The organism is Amycolatopsis sp. NPDC051106 (assembly GCF_040682775.1).
Lineage (GTDB): Bacteria > Actinomycetota > Actinomycetes > Mycobacteriales > Pseudonocardiaceae > Amycolatopsis.
Genome location: NZ_JBFBBQ010000007.1, coordinates 115,299 through 137,757 on the forward strand (window position 1 = coordinate 115,299; position 22,459 = coordinate 137,757).

At 69.0% G+C, this 22,459-nt stretch carries 24 protein-coding genes and 3 tRNA genes; 24 read left to right on the top strand and 3 right to left on the bottom strand.

The genetic code is table 11. The features are described 5' to 3' along the window. The first annotated feature begins 45 nt into the window (after positions 1 to 45). The 5 genes from AB0M83_RS08340 (at position 46) to AB0M83_RS08360 (ending at position 1,470) form a co-directional block, all read left to right on the top strand. Positions 46 to 118 (top strand) — tRNA-Thr (locus AB0M83_RS08340). 132 nt (positions 119 to 250) lie between these two features. Next, positions 251 to 323 (top strand) — tRNA-Met (locus tag AB0M83_RS08345). Between the two features lie 51 nt (positions 324 to 374). Further along, positions 375 to 539: a 50S ribosomal protein L33 gene (gene rpmG / locus AB0M83_RS08350; RefSeq protein ID WP_005152047.1), complete on the top strand. Its 165-nt coding sequence runs from the start codon at positions 375 to 377 to the stop codon at positions 537 to 539. Positions 540 to 625: 86 nt separating this feature from the next. Continuing rightward, positions 626 to 1,075 (top strand): MaoC family dehydratase N-terminal domain-containing protein, encoded by a 450-nt coding sequence (locus AB0M83_RS08355; RefSeq protein WP_364514370.1) that lies wholly within the window; start codon positions 626 to 628, stop codon positions 1,073 to 1,075. Then, positions 1,072 to 1,470, top strand: coding sequence for a MaoC family dehydratase (locus AB0M83_RS08360; protein WP_364514372.1), 399 nt, complete (start codon positions 1,072 to 1,074; stop codon positions 1,468 to 1,470). Before AB0M83_RS08355 ends, AB0M83_RS08360 begins: the two co-directional genes overlap by 4 nt. Before the next feature lie 192 nt (positions 1,471 to 1,662). Here AB0M83_RS08360 and AB0M83_RS08365 read toward each other — a convergent pair whose 3' ends face one another. Both AB0M83_RS08365 and AB0M83_RS08370 read right to left on the bottom strand, forming a co-directional pair. Further along, complete coding sequence (locus AB0M83_RS08365) at positions 1,663 to 2,565, bottom strand: SGNH/GDSL hydrolase family protein (RefSeq protein WP_364514375.1); 903 nt, start codon at positions 2,563 to 2,565, stop codon at positions 1,663 to 1,665. Between the two features lie 72 nt (positions 2,566 to 2,637). Beyond that, positions 2,638 to 3,567 carry a TIGR03619 family F420-dependent LLM class oxidoreductase gene (locus tag AB0M83_RS08370; RefSeq protein ID WP_364514570.1) on the bottom strand — a complete coding sequence of 310 codons (930 nt, stop codon included), beginning with the start codon at positions 3,565 to 3,567 and terminating at the stop codon, positions 2,638 to 2,640. A gap of 206 nt (positions 3,568 to 3,773) precedes the next feature. Between AB0M83_RS08370 and AB0M83_RS08375 the strand changes: the two genes are divergently transcribed. From AB0M83_RS08375 to AB0M83_RS08400, 6 genes are all read left to right on the top strand, one after another. Next, positions 3,774 to 3,846 (top strand) — tRNA-Trp (locus AB0M83_RS08375). Between the two features lie 26 nt (positions 3,847 to 3,872). Beyond that, the gene (secE, locus tag AB0M83_RS08380) at positions 3,873 to 4,313 is read left to right on the top strand and encodes a preprotein translocase subunit SecE (RefSeq protein ID WP_364514377.1); all 441 of its coding nucleotides are present in this window, start codon (positions 3,873 to 3,875) and stop codon (positions 4,311 to 4,313) included. Between the two features lie 74 nt (positions 4,314 to 4,387). Then, positions 4,388 to 5,227 (top strand): transcription termination/antitermination protein NusG, encoded by an 840-nt coding sequence (gene nusG, locus AB0M83_RS08385; protein ID WP_364514380.1) that lies wholly within the window; start codon positions 4,388 to 4,390, stop codon positions 5,225 to 5,227. A gap of 74 nt (positions 5,228 to 5,301) precedes the next feature. After that, positions 5,302 to 5,739, top strand: coding sequence for a 50S ribosomal protein L11 (gene rplK / locus AB0M83_RS08390; protein WP_003079266.1), 438 nt, complete (start codon positions 5,302 to 5,304; stop codon positions 5,737 to 5,739). Between the two features lie 80 nt (positions 5,740 to 5,819). Further along, the gene (gene rplA, locus AB0M83_RS08395; protein WP_364514383.1) at positions 5,820 to 6,539 is read left to right on the top strand and encodes a 50S ribosomal protein L1; all 720 of its coding nucleotides are present in this window, start codon (positions 5,820 to 5,822) and stop codon (positions 6,537 to 6,539) included. A gap of 70 nt (positions 6,540 to 6,609) precedes the next feature. After that, the gene (locus tag AB0M83_RS08400; protein WP_364514385.1) at positions 6,610 to 7,383 is read left to right on the top strand and encodes an alpha/beta fold hydrolase; all 774 of its coding nucleotides are present in this window, start codon (positions 6,610 to 6,612) and stop codon (positions 7,381 to 7,383) included. 20 nt (positions 7,384 to 7,403) lie between these two features. On the opposite strand, the gene AB0M83_RS08405 is transcribed toward AB0M83_RS08400, so the two are convergent. Continuing rightward, the gene (locus tag AB0M83_RS08405; RefSeq protein WP_364514388.1) at positions 7,404 to 8,405 is read right to left on the bottom strand and encodes a hypothetical protein; all 1,002 of its coding nucleotides are present in this window, start codon (positions 8,403 to 8,405) and stop codon (positions 7,404 to 7,406) included. Between the two features lie 308 nt (positions 8,406 to 8,713). Here AB0M83_RS08405 and rplJ point away from each other — a divergent pair, with 308 nt between their 5' ends. From rplJ to AB0M83_RS08470, 13 genes are all read left to right on the top strand, one after another. Next, entirely contained in the window at positions 8,714 to 9,268 is a 555-nt protein-coding gene (gene rplJ, locus AB0M83_RS08410) for a 50S ribosomal protein L10 (RefSeq protein ID WP_257921889.1), read from the top strand. A 49-nt stretch (positions 9,269 to 9,317) separates the two neighbouring features. Continuing rightward, the gene (gene rplL / locus AB0M83_RS08415) at positions 9,318 to 9,704 is read left to right on the top strand and encodes a 50S ribosomal protein L7/L12 (protein WP_364370873.1); all 387 of its coding nucleotides are present in this window, start codon (positions 9,318 to 9,320) and stop codon (positions 9,702 to 9,704) included. Positions 9,705 to 10,127: 423 nt separating this feature from the next. After that, entirely contained in the window at positions 10,128 to 11,327 is a 1,200-nt protein-coding gene (locus tag AB0M83_RS08420) for an ABC transporter ATP-binding protein (protein WP_364514391.1), read from the top strand. 38 nt (positions 11,328 to 11,365) lie between these two features. Beyond that, on the top strand, positions 11,366 to 12,118 hold the full coding sequence (locus tag AB0M83_RS08425) for an ABC transporter permease (RefSeq protein ID WP_364514573.1): 753 nt from the start codon (positions 11,366 to 11,368) through the stop codon (positions 12,116 to 12,118). Between the two features lie 4 nt (positions 12,119 to 12,122). After that, positions 12,123 to 12,959, top strand: coding sequence for an ABC transporter permease (locus tag AB0M83_RS08430; protein ID WP_284747835.1), 837 nt, complete (start codon positions 12,123 to 12,125; stop codon positions 12,957 to 12,959). Further along, positions 12,956 to 14,281: an MCE family protein gene (locus AB0M83_RS08435; protein WP_364514394.1), complete on the top strand. Its 1,326-nt coding sequence runs from the start codon at positions 12,956 to 12,958 to the stop codon at positions 14,279 to 14,281. Before AB0M83_RS08430 ends, AB0M83_RS08435 begins: the two co-directional genes overlap by 4 nt. Further along, a complete protein-coding gene (locus tag AB0M83_RS08440) occupies positions 14,278 to 15,306 on the top strand; it encodes an MCE family protein (protein ID WP_364514397.1) in 1,029 nt (342 codons plus the stop codon). Before AB0M83_RS08435 ends, AB0M83_RS08440 begins: the two co-directional genes overlap by 4 nt. Next, positions 15,303 to 16,289 (top strand): MCE family protein, encoded by a 987-nt coding sequence (locus AB0M83_RS08445; protein ID WP_364514400.1) that lies wholly within the window; start codon positions 15,303 to 15,305, stop codon positions 16,287 to 16,289. Before AB0M83_RS08440 ends, AB0M83_RS08445 begins: the two co-directional genes overlap by 4 nt. Next, complete coding sequence (locus AB0M83_RS08450; protein ID WP_364514403.1) at positions 16,286 to 17,467, top strand: MCE family protein; 1,182 nt, start codon at positions 16,286 to 16,288, stop codon at positions 17,465 to 17,467. Before AB0M83_RS08445 ends, AB0M83_RS08450 begins: the two co-directional genes overlap by 4 nt. Next, on the top strand, positions 17,464 to 18,642 hold the full coding sequence (locus AB0M83_RS08455) for an MCE family protein (RefSeq protein WP_364514406.1): 1,179 nt from the start codon (positions 17,464 to 17,466) through the stop codon (positions 18,640 to 18,642). Before AB0M83_RS08450 ends, AB0M83_RS08455 begins: the two co-directional genes overlap by 4 nt. Next, the gene (locus AB0M83_RS08460; RefSeq protein ID WP_364514408.1) at positions 18,642 to 19,907 is read left to right on the top strand and encodes an MlaD family protein; all 1,266 of its coding nucleotides are present in this window, start codon (positions 18,642 to 18,644) and stop codon (positions 19,905 to 19,907) included. The genes AB0M83_RS08455 and AB0M83_RS08460 overlap by 1 nt, the downstream gene beginning before the upstream one ends. Positions 19,908 to 19,943: 36 nt before the next feature. Further along, complete coding sequence (locus AB0M83_RS08465) at positions 19,944 to 20,534, top strand: hypothetical protein (protein ID WP_364514411.1); 591 nt, start codon at positions 19,944 to 19,946, stop codon at positions 20,532 to 20,534. Positions 20,535 to 20,607: 73 nt separating this feature from the next. Continuing rightward, the gene (locus AB0M83_RS08470) at positions 20,608 to 21,576 is read left to right on the top strand and encodes a hypothetical protein (protein ID WP_364514576.1); all 969 of its coding nucleotides are present in this window, start codon (positions 20,608 to 20,610) and stop codon (positions 21,574 to 21,576) included. Positions 21,577 to 22,459: the final 883 nt, after the last annotated feature.

Genomic DNA, 22,459 nt, shown 5'->3' on the forward strand with positions numbered 1-22,459 from the left:
GGTGACGGGGGTTGGTAATCTTTCGAAGTCCTCGCGAGAGGCCAGGCCCCTTTAGCTCAGTCGGCAGAGCGTCTCCATGGTAAGGAGAAGGTCTACGGTTCGATTCCGTAAAGGGGCTCGCGAGTGGGCGGGCTATGCTTGCGGAAAACGCAAGCCTAGCTCGCTTCGCGGCGTCCTTCTGGGGGTCGAACCCCCAGACCCCCGCCAGGGGCTTCGCCCCCTGGACCCCCGGTGGTCGGGCGTCTGTCAGGGCGGTGTAGCTCAGTTGGCAGAGCAAGCGGCTCATAATCGCTGTGTCGCCGGTTCAAGTCCGGCCACCGCTACGCGGTAACGACTGGGGCTGGCCCCCGGGACCTGAGAGAGAAGGAAACGCTGTGGCTGCCACCGACGTGCGACCCAAGATCACGCTGGCGTGCGAAGAGTGCAAGCACCGCAACTACATCACCAAGAAGAACCGGCGCAACAACCCGGATCGCCTGGAGATGAAGAAGTTCTGCCCGAACTGCGGTACGCACCGGACGCACAAGGAAACCCGCTGACCGCGTAGCGCGTTCACCAGCTTCAAGAAGCCGCCCTGGACCACCAGGGCGGCTTCTTGCTGTCGGCCGCCCGGTAGCCTCTCGGGGTGCCCTTGGACGAGTCGTTCACCGGGCGGGTGTACCCGCCGCAGACCAGCTACGAAGTGAGCCGGGAGAAGATCCGGGAGTTCGCCGACGCGATCGGCGACCAGAACCCCCTCTACCGCGACCCGGAGGCGGCCCGCGCGGCCGGCTACCCGGACGTGATCGCGCCCCCGACGTTCCTCACGATCATCAACCTGGCCTCGATCAACTCGATCGTGTCCGACCCCGAGCTGGGCCTCGACTACTCCCGAATGGTCCACGGCGACCAGCAGTTCACGTACAGCCGCCCGGCCCACGCCGGCGACAAGCTGCTGCTGACGACGCACATCGACCGCATCATGGCCCGGGCGGGCAACGACTTCATCAACTTGCGCGCCGAGATCACCGACGCCGACGGCGCGCACATCGCCACCACGAAGGCCCAGCTCGTGGTGCGGGGGGAGGACGCATGAACACCGGAGACGAACTCCCCGCCCTCGAGGTCCGCATCACCCGCGACCAGCTGGTCCGCTACGCGGGCGCGGCACTGGACTTCAACCCGATCCACTGGAACGAGCAGTTCGCGAAAGAGGTCGGCCTCCCCGACGTGATCGCGCACGGCATGCTGACGATGGCGGTGGCCGGCCGAGTGGTGACGGACTGGCTGGGCGACCCAGGCCGCCTGATCGACTTCAGCGCCCGCTTCACCCGCCCGGTGGTAGTCCCGAACACACCAGAGGGCGCGCTGGTGGAGATCACGGGCAAGGTAGCGGCGATCAACGACGAAGGCACCGCACGCATCGACCTGGTGGTCAAGTTCGACGGCAAGACGGTCCTGGGCAAGCCGCAGGCGTTGGTCAGGGTCTAAGGCCCGCCGCAGGCGCAGACCCACAGGGGACGGCATCGAAAGCGGGGCACCGCGGACCCAGACCGCCCCCCGCACCCCGATCCGAAGCCAGAACACGGCCGCCGCCACCGGGTCAAGGCATCTTTCCCGCCTTGACGCGGTGACGTCGGCCGTAGTCACAATCAGGCTTCGGGGTGCCGGCGGCAATACCGTCTAAAACAGCTTCAGAACCCCCAGAACGGCATCAGCCATCCCCTGCTCCCCCCGAGCATTGGGATGCAGCGGAGTGGAGTGCAGGCCGGCAACAACACCCTCCACCCACCGAGTCTCCGAACCAGTGCAAACGTCATGCCCCTTCCCGGGCGTAGCGGTATCGGCATACCCCGCCGAATGAGCATCAGCCTGGTCCTCGAGCATCTTGTTCAACTTCCCCAAAGCCCCGCGAAAGTAAGCAACATCCCCCGCACCAAGCGGAAGAACCGGCCAGCACCCATCCCCATCGGGGAGCACGGACGGATACCCGACAACGACGACCTTCGCCTTCGGAGCCTGCTTGTGGATCCGATCCAGCACAGCACCCACCTTCGGCGCCGTGGCATCGATCCGCTCAGCCAACTGATCACGCCCGCCGGCGGTCAGCCGGTCCTTGCACGGCGACGAGGACCGGTGCGCAGTCGCACAGGACGAGGCGAGCGACAAGAACCCGATGTCATTGCCCCCGATTCCAAGGGTCACCAACGTCGTCTTCGCGGTCACGGCGTCCAGCTGAGGCGGATTGGAACCGTTCCCCGTCTTCTGCGCCGCGGTCAAATTGGCGGTCGTCGCGCCGCTGCAGCTGACGTCGTCGAACTCGGCCGGCTTCAAATCCGCCGAGACGAGCCGGGGGTAGTTGTCGTCGGACCGGTCGCAGCCGGGCGGGGTCCCGACGTTCTTCCCGGTGCGCGGCGAGGCCGTGTAGGAGTCACCCAGTGCGACGTAGCGGCCGGTGCCGTCCCCGGTGGCGGCGCCGGCGGGCGGTGCGGACGACGAGCCGTGGTCCCACTTGTAGTACCCGAACGCCAGGAGCCCGACCACGAGCACCACGACGAGGCAGCCGCCCCCGCTGTTCTTCGCCACCCTTCGTTTGTACCGAAAGTAGGCCCTTGATTACTGCGGCGATCCGGGTGATTAGGGAAAACTCCAGGACCGCTACCGGGAGTTGACGAGCTCGGCCGCGAGCTCCAGGGCGTGGTCGACGTCCTTGGCGACGTAGTGCAGGTCGACCAGCACCTCGGTGATGCCCTCTTCGCGGGCCACGTCCAGGCACGGCGCCACGTCCGCGACCGTTTCGACCCCGGTGCCCGCACGCGGGTTGATCCGCAGCACGCGCCGCAGGGCGCCGGGGTCGCGCCCGGCCTTCTCCGCCGCCTCGAGCGCCACCGACCAGAGGCCGTTCAGGTACTGCTTCGGCATCCAGCCGGCCAGCCAGCCGTCGGCCCGGCGCCCGATGCGGGCCAGCGCCGGCGGGGAGAACCCGCCGAGCAGCACCGGCGGCCGCGGGTCCTGCGCCGGGCGGAGGCCGACCGTCGACGGCGCGATCCGCCACTGCGGGCCCTCGTGCGCCACCGGATCGCCGGTCCAGATCGCTTCGAGCGCGTCGAGCACCGCGTCGAGGCGCTTGCCGCGGTGCTCCCACGGCACCCCGGTCGCGAAGTACTCCTCGCGCAGCCAGCCGAGCCCGAGGCCGACGTCCAGCCGGCCGCCGCTGGCGAGGTCGAGCGAGGTCAGGGCCCGGGCGAGCAGCACCGGGGAATAGACCGGGCCGGTCAGCGCGCTCATCCCCAGACGGGCCGTGCGGGTCACGGCGGCCGCGGTCGCGAGCGTCGTGAACGGGTCCGCGAACGTCTCGAACTCGCGGGGGTACGGGTGCTCCGGCGTCCCGCCGCCCGGGTACAGGTCGGACGGCTCGCGCGGCGTCAAGATCCGGTCGCCGACCCACAGCGAGCCGAAGCCGAGGTCCTCCGCGGCGGTCGCGAAGCGCGCGACGGCGGCGGGGTCGGCGAGGGCGCCGTACTGGGGCAGCGCCAGGCCGAGCCGAGTCCCGCTCACCGGTGAGCGGGACTCCGGGTTGCTCGTCATGGCGGACATCCTGGCATGATCAGGTGGTCGGCGGGGAGTTTTCCGCTGGCCGGCCGGGGTGCGGCGGTCGATCGGGGGGCGCGGTTGCGGGCTCTCGTGAGGCTTGCCGTAGACTTCGGGACTTGGAACGCACTACGGTCATCCCCGCCTGGATGGTGGGGATGCTGGAATGCGTCCTCCGGGGCTCCGAGCGATCGGGGCTCCACAGGGGTGTAGCTCAATTGGCAGAGCAGCGGTCTCCAAAACCGCAGGTTGCAGGTTCAAGTCCTGTCACCCCTGCGTAACGGAACTGGTGGAGCAGAGGAGTGGTCGTGAGCGACAGCGACGCCAGCGGCGGCGAGCAGGAGCAGGACGGCACCGGGCGGAAGCCCGACAGCCCGTCCCGTCCCGTCACAGCCGCTGCCAGGCGTGAGCGCCGTGCGACCGCTCGCCCGGCGGGCAAGTCCGCGGCACGTGCGGACGACAAGTCCCGGCCGGCCGGGAAGTCGGGGGAGAAGGCCGCCTCCGACGCGAAGGGCGCTCCGACTCCCAAGCGGGACCAGAAGCCGAAGAAGGCGTCGGTGTTCGCGCGGCTGGTGCGCTTCATCCGCGAGGTGTGGGCGGAGCTGCGCAAGGTCATCTGGCCGAACCGCAAGCAGATGGTCACCTACACCGCCGTCGTGCTGGCCTTCGTGGTGTTCATGGTGGCCCTCGTCAGCGTGCTCGATCTGGCATTCAAGTGGGGCATCGGCAAGATCTTCGGCTGACGCGCCTCGGCGCGCGCCGATTGGGGCTCAGGTCCCGGCCTGACCCCGGCAATGATCAACTGAGAGGACGGAACGTGACCTCCGACAACGGCACATCAGCCGGTCACGACCTGACCGAGCTTTCCGACGAGCAGGTGCACGCGGCACTCGGTGACGAGGAATCCGCGCACCTCGAGCCCGTCGAGGTGTCCGACGAGGTCGACGAAGCCGCTTCCGACGAAGATGGCGCCGAGGACAGCACCGACGATGTGGCCGAGGCCGCGTCCGACGAAGCCGAGCCCGAAGCGGACGACGAGGACCCGGTCGCCAAGCTGCGCGCCGAGCTGGTCGCCGCGCCCGGCGAGTGGTACGTCGTGCACTCCTACGCCGGGTACGAGAACAAGGTGAAGACCAACCTCGAGACCCGGACCACGACCCTGGACGTCGAGGACTACATCTTCCAGATCGAGGTCCCGACCGAAGAGGTCACCGAGATCAAGAACGGCCAGCGCAAGCAGGTGCAGCGCAAGGTGCTGCCCGGCTACATCCTGGTCCGGATGGACCTGAACGACGCCTCGTGGAGCGCGGTGCGCAACACGCCGGGCGTGACCGGGTTCGTCGGCGCCACCTCGCGGCCGTCGCCGCTGACCGTGGACGAGGTCCTGAAGTTCCTCGCCCCGAAGGTCGAGAACGAAGCCCCGGCCAAGGGCGGCAAGGGCGAGTCCACCGCGACCGCGGCCCCGCTCGGCGGCCCGGCCGTCGAAGTCGACTTCGAAATCGGCGAGTCGGTCACGGTCATGGACGGCCCGTTCGCCACGCTGCCGGCGACGATCTCCGAGGTCAACGTCGACGGGCAGAAGCTGAAGGTCCTGGTGTCGATCTTCGGCCGGGAGACCCCGGTCGAGCTGTCGTTCAACCAGGTCTCCAAGATCTGACGGCCGCCCGTTCGGCCGCAGTCCCCGCGTCCACGGCAGGTACGCGGGGAACGTAGTACAGGACAGGAAAAGAAATGCCACCCAAGAAGAAGAAGCTTGCGGCGATCATCAAGCTGCAGATCAAGGCGGGCGCGGCCAACCCCGCGCCGCCGGTCGGCCCGGCTCTGGGTCAGCACGGCGTCAACATCATGGAGTTCTGCAAGGCCTACAACGCCGCGACCGAGTCGCAGCGTGGGGACGTCGTCCCGGTCGAGATCTCCGTGTACGAGGACCGGTCGTTCGACTTCAAGCTGAAGACGCCGCCGGCCGCGCGCCTGCTGCTCAAGGCCGCTGGTGTCGAGAAGGGCTCCGGCGAGCCGCACAAGACCAAGGTCGCCAAGGTCACCTGGGACCAGGTCCGCGAGATCGCCAAGACCAAGGAGACCGACCTCAACGCGCACGACATCGACCAGGCGGCGAAGATCATCGCCGGCACTGCCCGCTCCATGGGCATCACGGTCGTCGACGCCTGACGTCTGCAGCACTACCCGTGGGAGAGCCAGGTGCTGGCTCGTCACCACACTGATCCGTTTTCGAAGTTAAGGACAGAAGCATGACCAAGCACAGCAAGGCTTACCGCCAGGCTGCGGAGCTCATCGACAAGGAGCGCCTCTACGCGCCGCTCGATGCCGCGAAGCTGGCGAAGGAGACCTCCAAGACCAAGATGGACGCGACCGTCGAGGTCGCGATGCGTCTCGGTGTGGACCCCCGCAAGGCCGACCAGATGGTCCGCGGCACCGTGAACCTGCCGCACGGCACCGGTAAGACCGCCCGCGTCATCGTCTTCGCCGTCGGCGACAAGGCCGCCGAGGCCGAAGCCGCCGGCGCGGACGCGGTCGGCACCGACGAGCTGATCGAGCGCATCCAGGGTGGCTGGCTCGACTTCGACGCCGCGATCGCGACGCCGGACCAGATGGCCAAGGTGGGCCGCATCGCCCGCATCCTCGGCCCGCGTGGCCTGATGCCGAACCCGAAGACCGGCACGGTGACCCCCGCGGTCGAGAAGGCCGTGAAGGACATCAAGGGCGGCAAGATCAACTTCCGCGTCGACAAGCAGGCCAACCTGCACCTGGTGATCGGCAAGGCTTCCTTCGACACGGAGAAGCTGGTCGAGAACTACGCCGCCGCGCTGGACGAGATCCTCCGCGCCAAGCCGTCCTCGGCGAAGGGCCGTTACCTCAAGAAGGTCACCTTCACCACGACGATGGGCCCGGGCATCCCGGTCGACCCGCTGCGCACCCGCAACCTCCTTTCCGAGGACGCGAACGCCTGAGTCGGACATCACCAGAAAGGGCGTCCCCGCTTGCTGCGGGGGCGCCCTTTCTTCGTGTCTCATGGGAGTCATGCCGACTTTCGCGTCGTTCGACGGGCTCCGGTTGAACTACACCGTGTGGGAGGGCGCCGCCGCCCACCACCCGGTGCTGCTCCAACACGGCTTCGCGGCCGACACGAACGCGAACTGGATCTCGACCGGCGTGGTCGCGGCGCTGCGCGCAGCCGGCCTGACGGTGATCTCCCTGGACGCCCGCGGCCACGGCCGTTCGGAGAAGCCCCACGACGAGTGCCGCTACACGGGCGACAGCATGGCCCGGGACATTTCGGCCCTGCTCGACGAGCTGCGCCTCGACGAGGTGTCGCTGGTCGGCTACTCGATGGGCGCGATCATCGCCCTGGCGGCCACGGCGACGGACAAGCGCATCCGCTGCCTGGCCACGGGCGGCGTCGGTTCGGGCATCGTCGACTTCGGCGGCGTCGACCTGCGAGTGGTGAAGCCGTCGGAGATCGCCGCGGCCTTGCTGGCCGAGGACCCGTCGACGGTCCCGCCGTCCGGAGTGCCGTTCAGGTTGCTGGCCGACGCGACCGGCGGCGACCGCCAGGCACTGGCGGCGGTGGCGCTGGCCTCCCAGGAGGGCCACCTCGACCTGTCGTCGATCGGTGTACCGACCCTGGTCCTGGCGGGCGATCAGGACCTGCTGGCGGCGGAGCCGGAGCGCCTGGCGGCAGCCATCGCGGGGGCCCGGTTGGTGCGCATCCCGGGCGACCACATGACGGCGGTGATGTCACCGTCGTTCTCGGAGGCGCTGGTGACCTTCTTGACGGCTCCGCAGCCCCGCTGAGTCACGGACCCCGAGCCGGCTCAGCCGGTCGGCGACGTGGTCGTGGGCACTCCGCTGCACTTCGCCGGGCCGATGGCGTGGCCGGTGATCAGCCACTGGCCCTTCTCCACCTTCGAGACCGTGAAGACGCCCAGTGCCGGGCCGCCGCTGATGGCGAAGGTGCAGGAATCGATCGTCACGGTGTCACCGGGCAGCGGGTCCGAGACGCTCGACGGCAGGGATTCCGCGTAGTCGTTCTTGTTCGTCACCTGGGTGGCCAGGAACTCGACGGCCTTCTTGCAGTCGGTCTCGGCGGTGTTCTGCCGGAACGTCTGCGCGATGTCCTGCGCGAACTGCGTCTGGATGTCGCGCTGACCCTCGTTCTGGAAGCGGCCGCAGGCGTCGGCGACCCGGCCCTGGGCGATGTTGTGGTAGACGAACCGCACCGCCTCGTACGGGTTCGTCGAGAACACGTGGTTCGTGTGGTACTTCCCGCCGCCCTCCTGGGCCAGCTGGGCCGACGTCTTTCCGGCGTCGTTCGGGAAGAAGTGGTTGTACAGCCACGTTCCCGCCAGGCCGAGGATCACGATCGCCAGCACCCAAGCGATCACCTTCTTGCCCAGCCAACTGAGCCAGCGAGGCGCCCGGCGGCGCTCGGTCGGGACCAGCTCGTAGCCCGGCGGAATCATCGGCGGCTGGGCGCCCTGCTGCGGAACAGGCTGGGACGGCGGAGCCTGGACCACGCCGGCGTCCGGCGCGGGTGCCGGCTGGTTGCCCTGCTGGGACTGCGTGAACCGCAGGTAGTCCTGGAACTGCTGGAACCGGCGGAACTGCTCCAGCTCCGCCGGGTCCATCGGCGGCTGCGTGCCGCCGGAAGGCTGGGGGAGGGCCGAAGAGCCTTGGCCGGGGGTGAGGGCGCTGCCGGGCTGGGGCAGCGGCGGGGAAGCCGGCGGCTGAGCGTTACCGCCGGGAGGCGTGGGTGCGTTCGAGCCCGCCGGTTCGATGTCCGAGCCCGGCTTTCCGTCATCGCGCTGCTCCGCCACGTGACCATGATGCCCTCCCGAGCTCACCAAGGAACCCCCAGCCGCCCTAAACGCAGGTCAGGACGGGGGCCCGAGGAAGCCTCGAGAACCAGCCGGGTATAGTTGAAGACGTTCTACCGAAGACCGCTGGTTTTCCCCGCCTCAACGGGGAACGAAGGTCCCGCACTCGCCGGGCGGCCCGCGCAGGAGGAACGAGGCCCCGGCACGTGTGCCGGGATGACGCCCCGCGCCTGCTTGCGCGAGGGCGTTTCGTCGTTTCGGGGGCCCCTCGGTGCCAGTGGAAACACTAGCCAAGAGAGGAGGCGACCATGGCGAAGCCCGACAAGGTGGCGGCCGTCGCCGAGATCGCGGAGAGCTTCCGCACCAGCTCGGCCACCGTCGTTACCCAGTACACCGGCCTCTCCGTGTCCCAGCTGTCCCAGCTGCGCCGCGCTCTCGGCACCAGTGCCAAGTACCGGGTCGCGAAGAACACCCTCGTCAAGCGCGCCGCCGAAGACGCGGGCGTCACGGGGCTCGAGGACCTGTTCGTCGGCGCGACCGCCATCGCCTTCGTCGAGGGTGAGGCTGTCGACGCCGCCAAGGCGCTTCGCGACTTCGCGAAGGACAACAACGCGCTTGTGATCAAGGGCGGCTACATGGACGGCAAAGCGCTGTCCGTGGACGAGATCAACCGGATCGCCGATCTCGACAGCCGTGAGGTCCTGCTCGCCAAGGCGGCGGGCGCGTTCAAGGCGAAGCTGTCCCAGGCCGCCGCGCTGTTCCAGGCGCCGGCGTCCCAGGTCGCCCGCCTGGCTGCCGCGCTGGAGGAGAAGCAGCGCAACGCCACCGGTACCGAAGCAGCCGAAGCACCCGCCGAGAGCTGAACACCCCCCACCCCGAACGTCTAGTTCGTTTTTCTGAGAGGAAGCCATCATGGCGAAGCTGAGCACCGCCGAGCTGATCGACGCCTTCAAGGAGCTGACCCTCCTCGAGCTGTCCGAGTTCGTGAAGGAGTTCGAAGAGGTCTTCGACGTGACCGCCGCCGCGCCGGTCGCCGTCGCCGCCGCCGGCCCGGCCGGTGCCGCTGCCCCGGTCGCCGAGGAGCAGGACGAGTTCGACGTCGTCCTCGAGGGCGCCGGCGACAAGAAGATCCAGGTCATCAAGGTCGTCCGCGAGGTCGTCTCCGGTCTGGGCCTGAAGGAGGCCAAGGAGCTGGTCGAGGCCGCTCCCAAGGCCCTCCTGGAGAAGGTCGACAAGGAGGCCGCCGAGGCCGCCAAGGAGAAGCTCGAGGCTGCGGGCGCCAAGATCTCCATCAAGTGATTCCGGGCGCGTGAGCGCCTGTGCACCACCTCGAGAAGGGGCGGGCATCCACGCGGATGCCCGCCCCTTCCGTTTTGCCCGGAGCGCTCGATGCGTTTCCGCTGGCCGACGCCGCTTTTCGCGGTGATCCCCTAGGAGTGGTGTCCGATTGGCCCCGGGTCCCTAAATCGCGGTTTCGGGGCTCGAGAGTTCTGCGTCGTTGCCCCGAATGGACTACCGTGCCTGCAGTTGCCGATCACGGCGGGGTGACGATGGAACGAGGGCTGGCCAGAAAAGAAAACTGGTGAGTAACCTGTTCGCACTCAGCTCGTTGCACCTGGTTGACGCGGGTTCTTGGGGCGCCGGACCCGCACCCCGCCGCCGACGTGGGTGGCATGGGTGTGGCAGCGGGCGCAATGACGCGGAACAGCTCCTGGAGGTGCGATGGGTGCCGAGGTGGTCATCGAAGGTCTGACGAAGTCCTTCGGTAAGCAGGCCATCTGGCGGGACGTCACGCTGACGCTGCCTCCGGGCGAAGTGTCGGCGATGCTCGGACCGTCCGGAACCGGCAAGTCGGTGTTCCTCAAGTCGATGATCGGCCTGCTCAAGCCCGACCGCGGCCGCTGCGTGATCAACGGGGTGGACATCGTCACCTGCTCCGAGCACAAGCTGTACGAGATCCGGAAGCTCTTCGGCGTCCTCTTCCAGGACGGCGCGCTGTTCGGCTCGATGAACCTCTACGACAACGTCGCCTTCCCGCTGCGCGAGCACACGAAGAAGTCCGAGACGGAAATCCGCCGGATCGTCCTCGAGAAGCTCGACATGACCGGTCTGAACGGCGCCGACAAGAAGCTGCCGGGCGAGATCTCCGGCGGTATGCGCAAGCGCGCCGGCCTCGCCCGCGCCCTGGTGCTGGACCCGGAGATCATCCTGGTCGACGAGCCGGACTCGGGCCTCGACCCCGTCCGCACCACCTACATCTCGCAGCTGTTCCTCGACGTCAACGCGCAGATCGACGCGACGTTCCTGATCGTCACGCACAACATCAACCTGGCCCGCACGGTGCCGGACAACCTGGGCATGCTCTTCCGCAAGGAACTGGTCATGTTCGGCCCGCGCGAGGTGCTGCTGACCAGCGAGGAGCCGGTCGTCAAGCAGTTCCTCAACGGCAAGATGCAGGGCCCGATCGGCATGTCCGAGGAGAAGGACCACGCCCAGATGGCCGCCGAGCAGGCGATGTTCGACGCCGGCCACCACGCGGGCGGGGTCGAGGACGTCACCGGGGTGCCGCCGCAGATGCAGACGACGCCGGGAGTGCCGACGCGGATGGGCGCGGTCCGCCGCAAGGACCGCGTCATGGAGATCATGCACCGGCTGCCGCAGGCCGCGCAGGAGAGCATCATCGCCTCGCTGAGCCCGGAAGAGCAGCGCCACTACGGCGTCAGCCCGCGGCTGGTCGCGCAGGCCCAGCAGCAGCAACAGCAGCAGGTCCCGGCGGGCGCCCGGCAGGGTGACGGCGTCCCGAACCAGCACCACGGCCAGCTGCCCGCCGACCAGGTCGCGCGCATCCCCGGCGGCCAGCCGCCGAGACCGGGCGCGCGCCGGATGCCACCGCCGCCGAACAACGGGCCAGGTGGCCGGTGAGCTCTCCCGCTTCACAGGCGAAGATCCCCGGAATCGGCATGCTCCGCGAAACCGGGAACCTGTTCGCCCTCGGCCTCGACATCGTTCGTGGCATCTTCCAGCGCCCGTTCCAGCTGCGGGAGTTCATCCAGCAGTCGTGGTTCATCGCGAGCGTGACCATCCTGCCGACGGCCCTCGTGGCGATCCCGTTCGGCGCGGTCATCTCGCTGCAGTTCGGTTCGCTTGCCCGGCAGCTGGGCGCGCAGTCCTACACCGGCGCGGGCTCCGTGCTCGCCACCGTGCAGCAGGCCAGTCCGCTGGTCACCGCGCTGCTGGTGGCGGGCGCGGGCGGCTCCGCCGTCTGCGCCGACATCGGCGCGCGGACCATCCGCGAGGAGATCGCCGCGATGGAGGTGCTCGGCGTCTCCGCGGTGCAGCGGCTGATCGTGCCGCGCACGCTCGCGATGATGCTGGTCGCGCTGCTGCTCAACGGCATGGTCAGCGTCATCGGCGTGCTGGGCGGCTACTTCTTCAACGTCGTGCTGCAGGGCGGGACGCCGGGGGCGTACCTGGCGAGCTTCTCCGCCCTCGCGCAGCTGCCCGACCTGTGGGTCGGTGAGCTCAAGGCGCTGATCTTCGGGTTCATCGCCGCCGTCGTCGCGTCCTACCGGGGCCTCAACCCCTCCGGCGGCCCGAAGGGCGTCGGGGACGCGGTGAACCAGTCGGTGGTCATCACGTTCCTCATGCTGTTCGTCGTGAACTTCGTGATCACCCTGATCTACCTGCAGATCGTGCCCGGAAAGCTGGACTAGCGCCATGACGTTCCTCCAGGGCGCCAAGCGCGTCGCCAACCGACCCCTCCAGACGCTGGACACGCTGGGCGACCAGATGTCGTTCTACGGCCGCGCTCTGCTGTGGACGCCGCGGACGCTGCGCCGCTACACGAAGGAAGTCCTCCGGCTGCTGGCCGAGGTGAGCTTCGGGTCCGGCTCGCTCGCCGTCATCGGCGGCACGGTCGGCGTGATGGTCGGCTTGACGCTGTTCACCGGTGTCCTCGTCGGCCTCCAGGGCTACTCGGCGCTGAACTCGATCGGGACGTCGGCCTTCACCGGCTTCCTGACGGCGTTCTTCAACACGCGCGAGATCGCCCCGCTGGTCGCCGGCCTCGCCCTGAGCGCCACCGTCGGCGCCGGGTTCACCGCGCAGCTCGGCGCGATGCGGATCTCCGAGGAGATCGACGCGCTGGAAGTCATGGGCGTGCCGAGCCTGCCGTACCTGGTGACCACGCGGATCATCGCCGGGTTCGTCGCGGTCATCCCGCTCTACATCATCGGCCTGCTGAGCTCGTACCTCGCGTCACGACTGGTCGTGATCTACATCTACAACCAGTCGGCCGGTACCTACGACCACTACTTCGACCTGTTCTTACCACCGCAGGACGTGCTCTATTCGTTCATCAAGGTGCTGATCTTCAGCGTCTTGATCATCCTGTCGCACTGCTACTTCGGGTACCGGGCGACCGGTGGCCCGGCCGGTGTCGGCGTCGCGGTCGGCAAGGCCGTGCGCCTCTCCATCGTCACGGTGTCGATCATGAACTTCTTCATCGGGTTCGCCATCTGGGGAACCGACGTCACGGTAAGGATCGCGGGATGAGGACGCTCCGACGCAGGCTGCTCGGCCTGCTGCTCATCGCCGTGATGGTCGGCGGGGTGGCGCTGTCCATCGAGCTCTACGACAAGGCCTTCACGCCCGTCGTCACGGTCAAGCTGCAGGCCGACAAGATCGGCAACCAGCTGATCAAGCAGTCCGACGTCAAGGTGCGCGGGCTGATCGTCGGCTCGGTGCAGGACATCGTCGCCACCGACCACGGCGCGGAGCTGACCCTCGCGCTCAAGCCGGAGTCGGCGAAGCTGATCCCGGCGAACGTCTCGGCGCGGTTCCTGCCGAAGACCCTCTTCGGCGAGCGGTTCGTCTCGCTGGAGATCCCGAAGGACCCGTCGGCGAAGACGCTGGCCAGCGGCGACGTCATCCCGCAGGACCGCACGTCGAGCGCCATCGAGCTGGACCAGGCGTTCGAGCACCTGATGCCGGTGCTGCAGGCGGTGCAGCCGCAGAAGCTGTCGGCGACGCTCACCGCGATCTCGACCGCGCTGCAGGGCCGCGGCGACCAGCTCGGCGACACGCTGACGCAGCTGGGCACCTACATCGGCGAGCTGAACCCGCACGAGCCGGAGCTGCAGCACAACCTGAAGGCGCTCGCGGAGTTCTCCGACCACCTGAAGGACGCCGCGCCGGACCTGGTGCAGAGCCTCGACAACCTGAGCACGACGACCCGGACCGTCGTCGACCAGCAGCAGAACCTGTGGAACCTCTACGGCAGCCTGACCCAGGCCTCGGTGGACCTGCAGACGTTCCTGCAGAACAACAAGGAGAACATCATCTCCCTCGCCGACACCGCCCGGCCCACGGCCGAGCTGCTGGCGAAGTACGCGCCGGAGTACCCCTGCGTGATCTCCCAGATGGCCGACAACGTCCCGCTGATCGACCAGGCGCTGGGCAAGGGCACCAACCAGCCCGGCCTGCACGCCACGATCGAGATCATCGTGCCGCGGGCGCCGTACCAGGCGGGCAAGGAAGAGCCGCGGTTCGACGACAAGCGCGGCCCGCGGTGCTACGACATGAAGGACCTCCCGAAGCCGTTCCCCTCGGAGCCGCCGGACGGCGCGTTCCAGGACGGCACGAAGCACCAGACCGCGCCGAAGACCGTCGGCGACGGCCTCAACCCGGCCAAGTTCAAGGCCGACGCGGCCGGCGGCAACGGTAGTGGCGGCGACCTGGCTTACTCGCCCGCGGAGCAGGGCTTCCTGGCCGACCTCCTCGGCCCGCAGCTGGGCATGGACTCCGCCGACGTCCCGGGCTGGAGCTCGCTGCTCGTCGGACCGCTCTACCGCGGGGCGGAGGTGACGGTGAAGTGAGGGGACTGCTCGCACCGCTGATCAAGCTCGGCATCTTCGTGGTCGTCACCGTGCTGTTCACGACGATCCTCGGGATCAGCATCGCCAACATCAACACCACGAGCACCAACGCCTACAAGGCGCGCTTCACCGACGCGACGCTGCTGCTGCCCAACGACGACGTCCGCATCGCGGGCGTCCGCGTCGGGCAGGTCAAGGACGTCAAGATCGTCGACAAGCGCCAGGCCGAGGTCGAGTTCGAGGTCGACGCCGGGCGGACGCTGCCCGCCGGGGTGACCGCGCAGATCAAGTTCCGCAACCTGGTCGGCCAGCGCTACGTCTCGCTCGGCGAAGGCGACGACAGCACCGGCAAGACCCTGCAGCCCGGCGGCACGATCCCGCTCGACCGCACCACCCCGGCGCTGGACCTGACCGAGCTGTTCAACGGCTTCAAGCCGCTGTTCACCGCGCTCAACCCGGACGACGTCAACAAGCTGTCCTACGAGGTCATCCAGGTCCTGCAGGGCGAAGGCGGCACCGTGGAAAGCCTGCTGTCGCACACGGCATCGCTGGCCACCACGATCGCCGGCAAGGACCAGGTGATCGGCCAGGTCATCGACAACCTCAACTCGGTGCTCGACACGGTCAACGCGCACACCCCGCAGCTCAACGACCTGATCGTCAAGCTGCAGCAGCTCGTGTCCGGGCTGGCCGCCGACCGCAAGCCGATCGGCGACGCGATCGAGAGCCTCGGCAACCTGGCCGAGACGACGTCCGGCCTGCTGGGTGACGTCCGGGAGCCGCTGAAGAACGACATCAGCGCCCTCGGGAACCTCACGAACCAGCTCAACAAGAACGAACCGGAGCTGGAGCACTTCATCCAGTTCCTGCCGACCAAGGTGAGCACGCTGACCCGCACCGCGGACTACGGCTCCTGGTTCAACTTCTACGCCTGCGAGTTCTCCGGGAGCGTCAGCTTGCCGCCACTGATCAACGACGTCGCGCTCCCGTTGATCCCGGTCAACCGGGAGAGGTGCACGGGATGAAGTCCTTCCAGAAGCGCAACCCCGTCCCGATCGCGCTGGTCGGCATCGCCGTCCTGGCCCTCGGGTTCATCGCCGCGCTGAACTCCGAAGACCTCCCGGTGATCGGCGGCGGCACGACCTACTCCGCCGAGTTCAGCGAGGCCTCCGGCCTGCAGGTGGACAACGACGTCCGGGTCGCCGGCGTCAAGGTCGGCAAGGTCAGCGACATCGAGCTCGACGGCGCGTCGGTCAAGGTGTCGTTCAAGGTCAAGGACGCCTGGCTGGGCGACCGGACCAGCGCCGCGATCAAGATCAAGACGCTGCTCGGCCAGAAGTACCTGGCGCTGGACCCGCAGGGCCAGGGCTCGCTGAACCCGGGGAACGCGATCCCGCGGGACCGCACGATGGCCCCCTACGACGTGCTCGACGCGTTCCGCGGGCTGTCGCAGACCGTCGACGACATCGACACCAAGCAGCTGGCGCAGAGCTTCGACACGATCTCGCAGACCTTCGCCAACACGCCCGAAGACGTGCGGGGCGCGCTGTCCGGGCTGTCGAAGCTGTCGGACACGATCGCCTCGCGCGACACGCAGCTGTCGAACCTGCTGGCCAACACGCGCGAGGTGTCGCAGACGCTGGTCGACCGCGACGCCGAGGTGCAGAAGCTGCTCACCGACGGCAACAAGCTGCTCGACGAGCTCTCGAAGCGCGAAGACGCGATCACGTCGCTGCTGAACGGCTCCCGCGAGCTGGCGACCCAGCTGCAGGGCCTGATCGACGACAACGGCAAGCAGCTCGACCCGGTGCTCACGTCCCTGGACCAGCTGACGTCGATGCTGCAGCGCAACCAGGACTCGCTGGCCCAGGGCATCGCGAAGTTCGCGCCGTTCATCCGCGTCTTCACCAACACCATCGGCAACGGCCGCTGGTTCGACAACTACATCTGCGGCCTGGTGCTGCCGTCGTTCGGCCCGATCAACGAAGAGGGGTGCTACACGAAATGAGTGACACCCGCTTCGGGGCGGCCCTGACCCGCGGCTTCACCATCGCGATCGTCCTCGCGCTCGTCGTCGCCGGCGGGATCTGGTGGACCCTCAAGGACGCCGGCCGCAACCACCTCACCGCGTACTTCGCCGGCGCTGTCGGCCTGTACGAGGGCAACAGCGTGCGGATGCTCGGCGTCGACATGGGCACGGTCACCAAGATCCAGCCCATGGGCAACCAGGTGAAGGTCGAGGTCGAGTACGACCGCTCGGTCGCCGTCCCGGCCGACGCCAAGGCGCTCATCGTGGCGCCGTCGCTGGTGTCGGACCGCTACGTCCAGCTCGCTCCCGCCTACACCGGCGGCCCGCGGATCTCCGACGGCGCGGTCATCGGCCTCGACCGCACCGAGGTGCCCCTCGAGGTCGACCAGCTGGCGGCCAGCCTGGCCCGGGTCAGCGAGACCCTCGGCCCGAACGGCGCCAACAAGAACGGGTCGCTGTCGAACCTGCTGACCACCGCGGCGGCCAACGTCGACGGCAACGGCCAGGCCCTGCACGACACGATCACCAAGCTCGGCCAGGCGGCCGGGACGCTGTCGGGCAACAAGGACGACCTGTTCTCCACCGTGGAGAACCTCGGCAAGTTCTCGCAGACGCTGGCCGACAGCGACAAGCAGGTCCGCAGCTTCGAGAGCCAGCTCGCCGACGTCAGCGGCTACCTGGCGTCCGAAAAGGACAACCTCGCCGCGACCGTGCAGCAGCTGGGCACGACGCTCACCTCGGTGCAGGCGTTCATCGACCAGAACCACGACCGGCTCAAGTCCAACGTCGACAAGCTGGCCGGCATCACCAAGGTGCTCGTCGACCAGCGCAGCTCGCTCGCCGAGATCCTCGACGTCGCGCCCGTCGGCCTGAGCAACCTGGTCAACACCTACAACGGCTCGGCCGGCACGCTCGACGCCCGGCCGAACCTCAACGAGCTGACCCAGCCGCCGCTGGTGATGATCTGCCGGCTGCTCAAGCAGGCCGGCAAGGGCATCCCGGACGTGCTCGGCAACGCCTGTGAGGGCATCGCCGGTGTCGTCGACGGGATCGTCCCGCTGCCGTCCCTGGCGCAGACGGTCCAGGCGCTGCAGGCGGGCCAGCTGCCGCCGCTGCCGCTGCCCATCGCCGGGCAGCTCTACGGAGGTGGCCGGTGAGGAAGCTGCTGAGCGTGGGAGCGCTCGTGACGGTGTCCGCGCTGACGCTGTCCGGCTGCGCCTTCAACGGCATCTACGACCTGCCGCTGCCCGGCGGCGCCGACCTCGGTGACCACCCGTACACGGTCAACGTCGAGTTCCGCGACGTGCTCGACCTGACCCCGCAGGCCGGGGTGAAGGTCGACGAGGTGCCGGTCGGCCGCGTCGAGAACGTCGGGCTCACCAAGGACGGCTGGCACGCCCTGGTCACGCTGAGGGTCAACGGTGACATCAAGCTGCCGGCCAACGCGATCGCCAACGTGAAGCAGTCGAGCCTGCTCGGCGAGAAGTACGTCGAGCTGGCCTCGCCTGGCGACGACCAGGCCCAGGGCAAGCTCGCCGACAACGCGACCATCCCGCTGGCCCGGACCAACCGCAGCGTGGAGGTCGAAGAGCTGCTCGGCGCGCTGTCGCTGCTGCTCAACGGCGGTGGGGTCGACCAGCTCAACACCATCACCAAGGAGCTCAACAACGCCACGTCCGGCCGCGAGCCGGACATCAAGGCGCTGCTGGACAACGCGAACCAGCTGGTCACGAACCTCGACCAGCAGTCGCGGAACATCACGCGGGCCATCGACGGGCTCAACCGGCTGTCCTCGACCCTGAACGGCCAAAAGGACAAGCTGGTCGGCGCCGTCGACAACCTCGGGCCCGGCCTCGGCGTGCTCGAACAGCAGCGCGGCCAGCTGGTCACCATGCTGCAGGCGCTGGACAACCTCTCCGGCGTCGCCACCGACACGGTCAACCGGTCGCAGAAGGACCTCGTCGCCGATCTGAAGGCGCTGACCCCGACGCTGCAGAAGCTGGGCGAGGCGGGCAACGACCTGCCGAAGGCCCTGCAGCTCCTGCTGACGTTCCCGTTCAGCGACCAGGCCGTCAACGGCGTCAAGGGCGACTACTTCAACCTGTACGCGAAGGTGGACCTGAACCTGAAGACCGTCGTCGAGAACCTGGGCAACAGCCGCCAGAACATCCTGTCCGGGCAGCTGCCGCTGGCCGGGCTGACCGGCGGCACCGAGGGCGCGGCGGGCAACCCGCCGCTGCCGATCCCCGGGGAGAGCGGCCAGCCGCGGTCCGGGCAGTCGAAGCCGGGGCTCGGGAACCTCTTCGGGCTCCTGTCGGGAGGTGCGGGCTGATGCTGGTTCGCCGGACGAAGATCCAGTTGGTCGCCTTCGCGATCATTTCCGTCGTCGCGATCGTCTACGCACTGATCCGGTTCGCCGGGCTCGGCACCGTGTTCGGCAACGACGGCTACACGGTGAAGCTGCAGCTCAACGAGTCGGGCGGCATCTTCACCAACGCCGAAGTCACCTACCGCGGCTACAACATCGGCCGGGTGGGGGAGATGCGGCTGACCCCGACCGGGCTGGAAGCCGACCTGAACATCGACCCGTCGGCGCCGCAGGTGCCCGCGGACCTCGACGCGGTCGTCGCCAACCGGTCGGCGGTCGGCGAGCAGTACGTCGACCTCAAGCCCAAGGCCGACAAGGGCCCGTACCTGGCGGGCGGCTCGGTCATCCCGGCGGCGAAGACGACCACCCCGGTCAGCACCGACCGGCTGATCGGCGACCTCGACTCGCTCGCCGCGTCGGTCCCGGTCGACTCGCTGCGCACGGTCGTCGACGAGTCCTACGACGCCTTCCGCGGCACCGGCGGCGACCTGCAGAAGCTGCTCGACACCGCGCGCAGCTTCACCACGACCGCGCAGGAGTACCTGCCGCAGACGATCCAGCTGCTGGAGCAGGGCGGCAAGGTGCTGGACACGCAGAACGACCAGGCGGCGAACTTCGCGTCGTTCAGCAAGAGCCTCAACGAGCTCACCGGCACCCTGAAGAACTCCGACGGCGACCTGCGCAAGCTCATCGGCATCACGCCGCAGGTGGCGACGCAGATCAGCCAGGTGCTGCGGGAGTCCGGCCCGGGCCTCGGCGCGCTGACGGCGAACCTGCTCACCACGGCCAACCTGACCGTGACCCGGCTGGACGGCATCGAGCAGGGCCTGGTGACCTACCCGGCGCTGGCCGGCGCGGTCAGCAGCGTCGCGCCGGGCGACGGCACCGCGCACCTCGGCCTGGTGCTCAACCTGTTCAACCCGCCGTCCTGCACGAAGGGCTACATCCCGTACTCGCAGTTCCGCACCGGGGCCGAGACTTCGCCGAGGCCGGCGAAGGAGGACGCGTACTGTGCCGAACCGAAGGGCAGCCCGATCAGCGTCCGCGGCGCGCAGAACGCGCCGTACGGCGGGGTGCCGGTCGCGCCGTCCGGCGCCGACGTGTCGGCCAACGCGAACCGGCCGGCGGAGGAGCTGGCCGAGGAGCGCGCCACCCGGGGTGTGCCGGGCATCGTCGGCAGCCCCGGCGTCAGCCTGACCAGCCTGGGTTCGCTGCTCGGCCTGGCCTGACGTGGATTTGATGACCGTTACCTACCCTGGAGTGCTATGAGTTCGGACGAGCCGGCCGACGTGGCGGTCAAGGAGCCCGAAGCGGCATCTGCGGCCGGCGAGACGCCGAAGGAGCCGTCCTCGCGGATCCTGGTGCTCGGCGCCGCGGCGCTGGCCCTGGCCGCGCTGATCGCGGCGGCGATCTTCGGCGTCCAGTGGTGGATGGCGGCGAACGACGACAACGCCGACCTGGCGGCGTCGCGCGAGGCCGTGGTCAAGGCGGGCACGAACGCGCTGAAGGCCTACACCGAGGTCGACTACACCGACCTCGACGGCTTCTTCGCCCGGCAGAAGTCCGTGTCGGACGACAAGATGTCGCAGCAGATCGACCAGTCGGCGCCGACGTTCCGCAAGGCGCTCGCCGACGCGAAGACGAAGGTCACCACGGACGTCCAGGACATCGCCGTCGAGGAGCTGGACGACCACGAAGGCAAGGCCAGCTTCCTCGCCGCCATCGCCACGACCGTCACCCAGGGGGACAAGAGCAGCGCGAAGCCGCTGCGCCTCGAGGTGTCGATGACCCGCGTGGGCGAAGACTGGAAGCTGTCCGGCATCGACAGCGTCCCGCTCGTCGCGGCCGGCCAGTAGCGTCACCGAGAAGGAGCTCGTAGTGCCCCCCTCCCGCCGCCAGCCGCCCACTCCGCCGTCGCGCCGGCCCCGCGTGGCCGGTCTGCGCAAGCCTCCGGCGGACGAGTCCGCCGCCGAGCGGACCGGCCGGCTCCCCGCGGTCCCGGCCAAGCCGCGGCCCCGCCCGGCACCGCGTCCGATGCCGCGGCCGGTCGCCAAGCCCGCCGAGTCGTTCGAAGCCGCGAGCGGGCAGCTCGACACGGCGCCGTCGGCCGAGGACACGCAGGTGTTCGCGGCGGTCGAGGACGAGCCGAAGGTCGACGCGCTCACCGGCGAGCCCGAAGCCGAGCCGGTCGACGACGAGGCCCCGGCGAAGCCGGCCCCGCGGCGGAAGAAGCGCGACACGGGCATCGCGAAGCCGACGGACGAGTCCGAGGTCCCGGTGGCTTCGGCGGAACCGGCGAAGCCCGCTGTCTCGCAGGTCCAGAAGCCGTACGTGGTCGCGGGCGCGCTGGTGCTCGTCGCGCTGGTCCTGGGCGGCCTGGCGTTCTGGTTCAAGTCCGAGGAGGTCGCCGTGTCGCAGGCGACCAGCAACACCGCGCTGCTGGACGTCGCGAAGACGGCCCAGGTCAAGGACGCCGTGTCGAAGGCGGCCGAGGCGCTGTTCTCCTACGACTTCAACAACATCAAGAAGACCGAGGACGCGGCGAACGACCTGCTCGCCAACGACGACGTCAAGAACAAGTACAACTCGCTGATGGGCGAGGTGAAGCGGCTCGCGCCGGCGCAGAAGATGATCGTGACGTGCAAGGTGACGCGCGCGGCGGTCATCATGCTCAACGGCGACCTGGCGAAGGTGATGGTCTTCGTCGACCAGACCTCGACCCGCACGGACACGAAGAAGACGACCGCGGGCACCGCCCAGCTCCACCTGAACGCCCAGCTCCAGGGCGACAAGTGGAAGATCACGGACATGGACACGTACAACGCGCCCAAGGTCCCGGCGGCCACCCAGGCACCGGCGTCCTCGGCCCCGCCGGCGTCCCCCTCGCCGACGAAGTAGCGCTCTGCCGGCCGCGGCCCGCCACCTCGATCGGGGTCGCGGGACGCGGTCGCGTCCGGCGGCGATGCCGTGAATGAGTCATTCACGGCGTCCCAGGACATGAATGGGTCATTCACTGCGTTCGGAGGGTGCGCGGTGATCTCGCCTGGCCGGTTGGCCTGGCCCGCCCCGCCCGGCTCACCTGGCCCGCTCGCCCGGCTCGCCCGGCCCGCTCACGCGGGCCCGCGGCGCTCCGCGTCCGGTGGAGGCCACCGGTCCGCGTTCGGCGATGATGCCGTGAATGAGTCATTCACGGCGTCCCAGGACATGAATGGGTCATTCACGGCGTTCGGAGGGTGCGCGGCGACCTCGCCTGGCTGGCCCGCCCGGCCCGCTCACGCGGGCCCGCAGCGCTCCGCGGTGGGCGGAGGCCATCGGCCACCGGCCCGCGTCCGGCGGCATCCGGAGCGTGAGCGGCTATCTCGCCCGGCCAGTTCGCCCGGCCCGCTCACGCGGGCCCCGCAGCGCTCCACGTCCGGCGGAGGCCCACCGGCGCCCCGCGGACGGCTGACCCAAGCCGCCTCTCGCGCCCGCGTGAGCGGCGTGGCCCGGCAGCCCCCTCCAGCGGGCCCGCCGAGCGCCAGCGGCGGCCCCACCGGGCGCGGTACGCCTGCGACACCTGATGCCCGTGTGACACCCCCGAAGCCCGCCCCGGCCGGTTACCGAAAACCTCCGCGACACGCCGCCAACGGCGGAACCGGTGCCGTCCGAAGTGGCCTGGAGCACACCTCCCGCCAGGGTCGAAACGGGGTAAACACCCAGGTCCACCCCCTGCTACTGGCGCTACCGGCCAGTAGCTGGAACACTATTCGGCCGCTCACGCTCCGCTGACCTTCTTCAACGC

Excerpts from the sequence above, each read along its gene's own strand:
- AB0M83_RS08445 (WP_364514400.1), top strand. The coding sequence starts at position 15,303 with ATGAAGTCCTTCCAGAAGCGCAACCCCGTCCCGATCGCGCTGGTCGGC.
- rplA (WP_364514383.1), top strand. The coding sequence starts at position 5,820 with ATGACCAAGCACAGCAAGGCTTACCGCCAGGCTGCGGAGCTCATCGAC.
- AB0M83_RS08425 (WP_364514573.1), top strand. The coding sequence starts at position 11,366 with ATGCTCCGCGAAACCGGGAACCTGTTCGCCCTCGGCCTCGACATCGTT.
- AB0M83_RS08400 (WP_364514385.1), top strand. The coding sequence starts at position 6,610 with ATGCCGACTTTCGCGTCGTTCGACGGGCTCCGGTTGAACTACACCGTG.
- AB0M83_RS08370 (WP_364514570.1), bottom strand. The coding sequence starts at position 3,567 with ATGACGAGCAACCCGGAGTCCCGCTCACCGGTGAGCGGGACTCGGCTC.
- AB0M83_RS08430 (WP_284747835.1), top strand. The coding sequence starts at position 12,123 with ATGACGTTCCTCCAGGGCGCCAAGCGCGTCGCCAACCGACCCCTCCAG.
- rplL (WP_364370873.1), top strand. The coding sequence starts at position 9,318 with ATGGCGAAGCTGAGCACCGCCGAGCTGATCGACGCCTTCAAGGAGCTG.
- rplJ (WP_257921889.1), top strand. The coding sequence starts at position 8,714 with ATGGCGAAGCCCGACAAGGTGGCGGCCGTCGCCGAGATCGCGGAGAGC.
- rplK (WP_003079266.1), top strand. The coding sequence starts at position 5,302 with ATGCCACCCAAGAAGAAGAAGCTTGCGGCGATCATCAAGCTGCAGATC.
- AB0M83_RS08360 (WP_364514372.1), top strand. The coding sequence starts at position 1,072 with ATGAACACCGGAGACGAACTCCCCGCCCTCGAGGTCCGCATCACCCGC.
- AB0M83_RS08420 (WP_364514391.1), top strand. The coding sequence starts at position 10,128 with ATGGGTGCCGAGGTGGTCATCGAAGGTCTGACGAAGTCCTTCGGTAAG.
- AB0M83_RS08435 (WP_364514394.1), top strand. The coding sequence starts at position 12,956 with ATGAGGACGCTCCGACGCAGGCTGCTCGGCCTGCTGCTCATCGCCGTG.
- AB0M83_RS08450 (WP_364514403.1), top strand. The coding sequence starts at position 16,286 with ATGAGTGACACCCGCTTCGGGGCGGCCCTGACCCGCGGCTTCACCATC.
- AB0M83_RS08460 (WP_364514408.1), top strand. The coding sequence starts at position 18,642 with ATGCTGGTTCGCCGGACGAAGATCCAGTTGGTCGCCTTCGCGATCATT.
- AB0M83_RS08465 (WP_364514411.1), top strand. The coding sequence starts at position 19,944 with ATGAGTTCGGACGAGCCGGCCGACGTGGCGGTCAAGGAGCCCGAAGCG.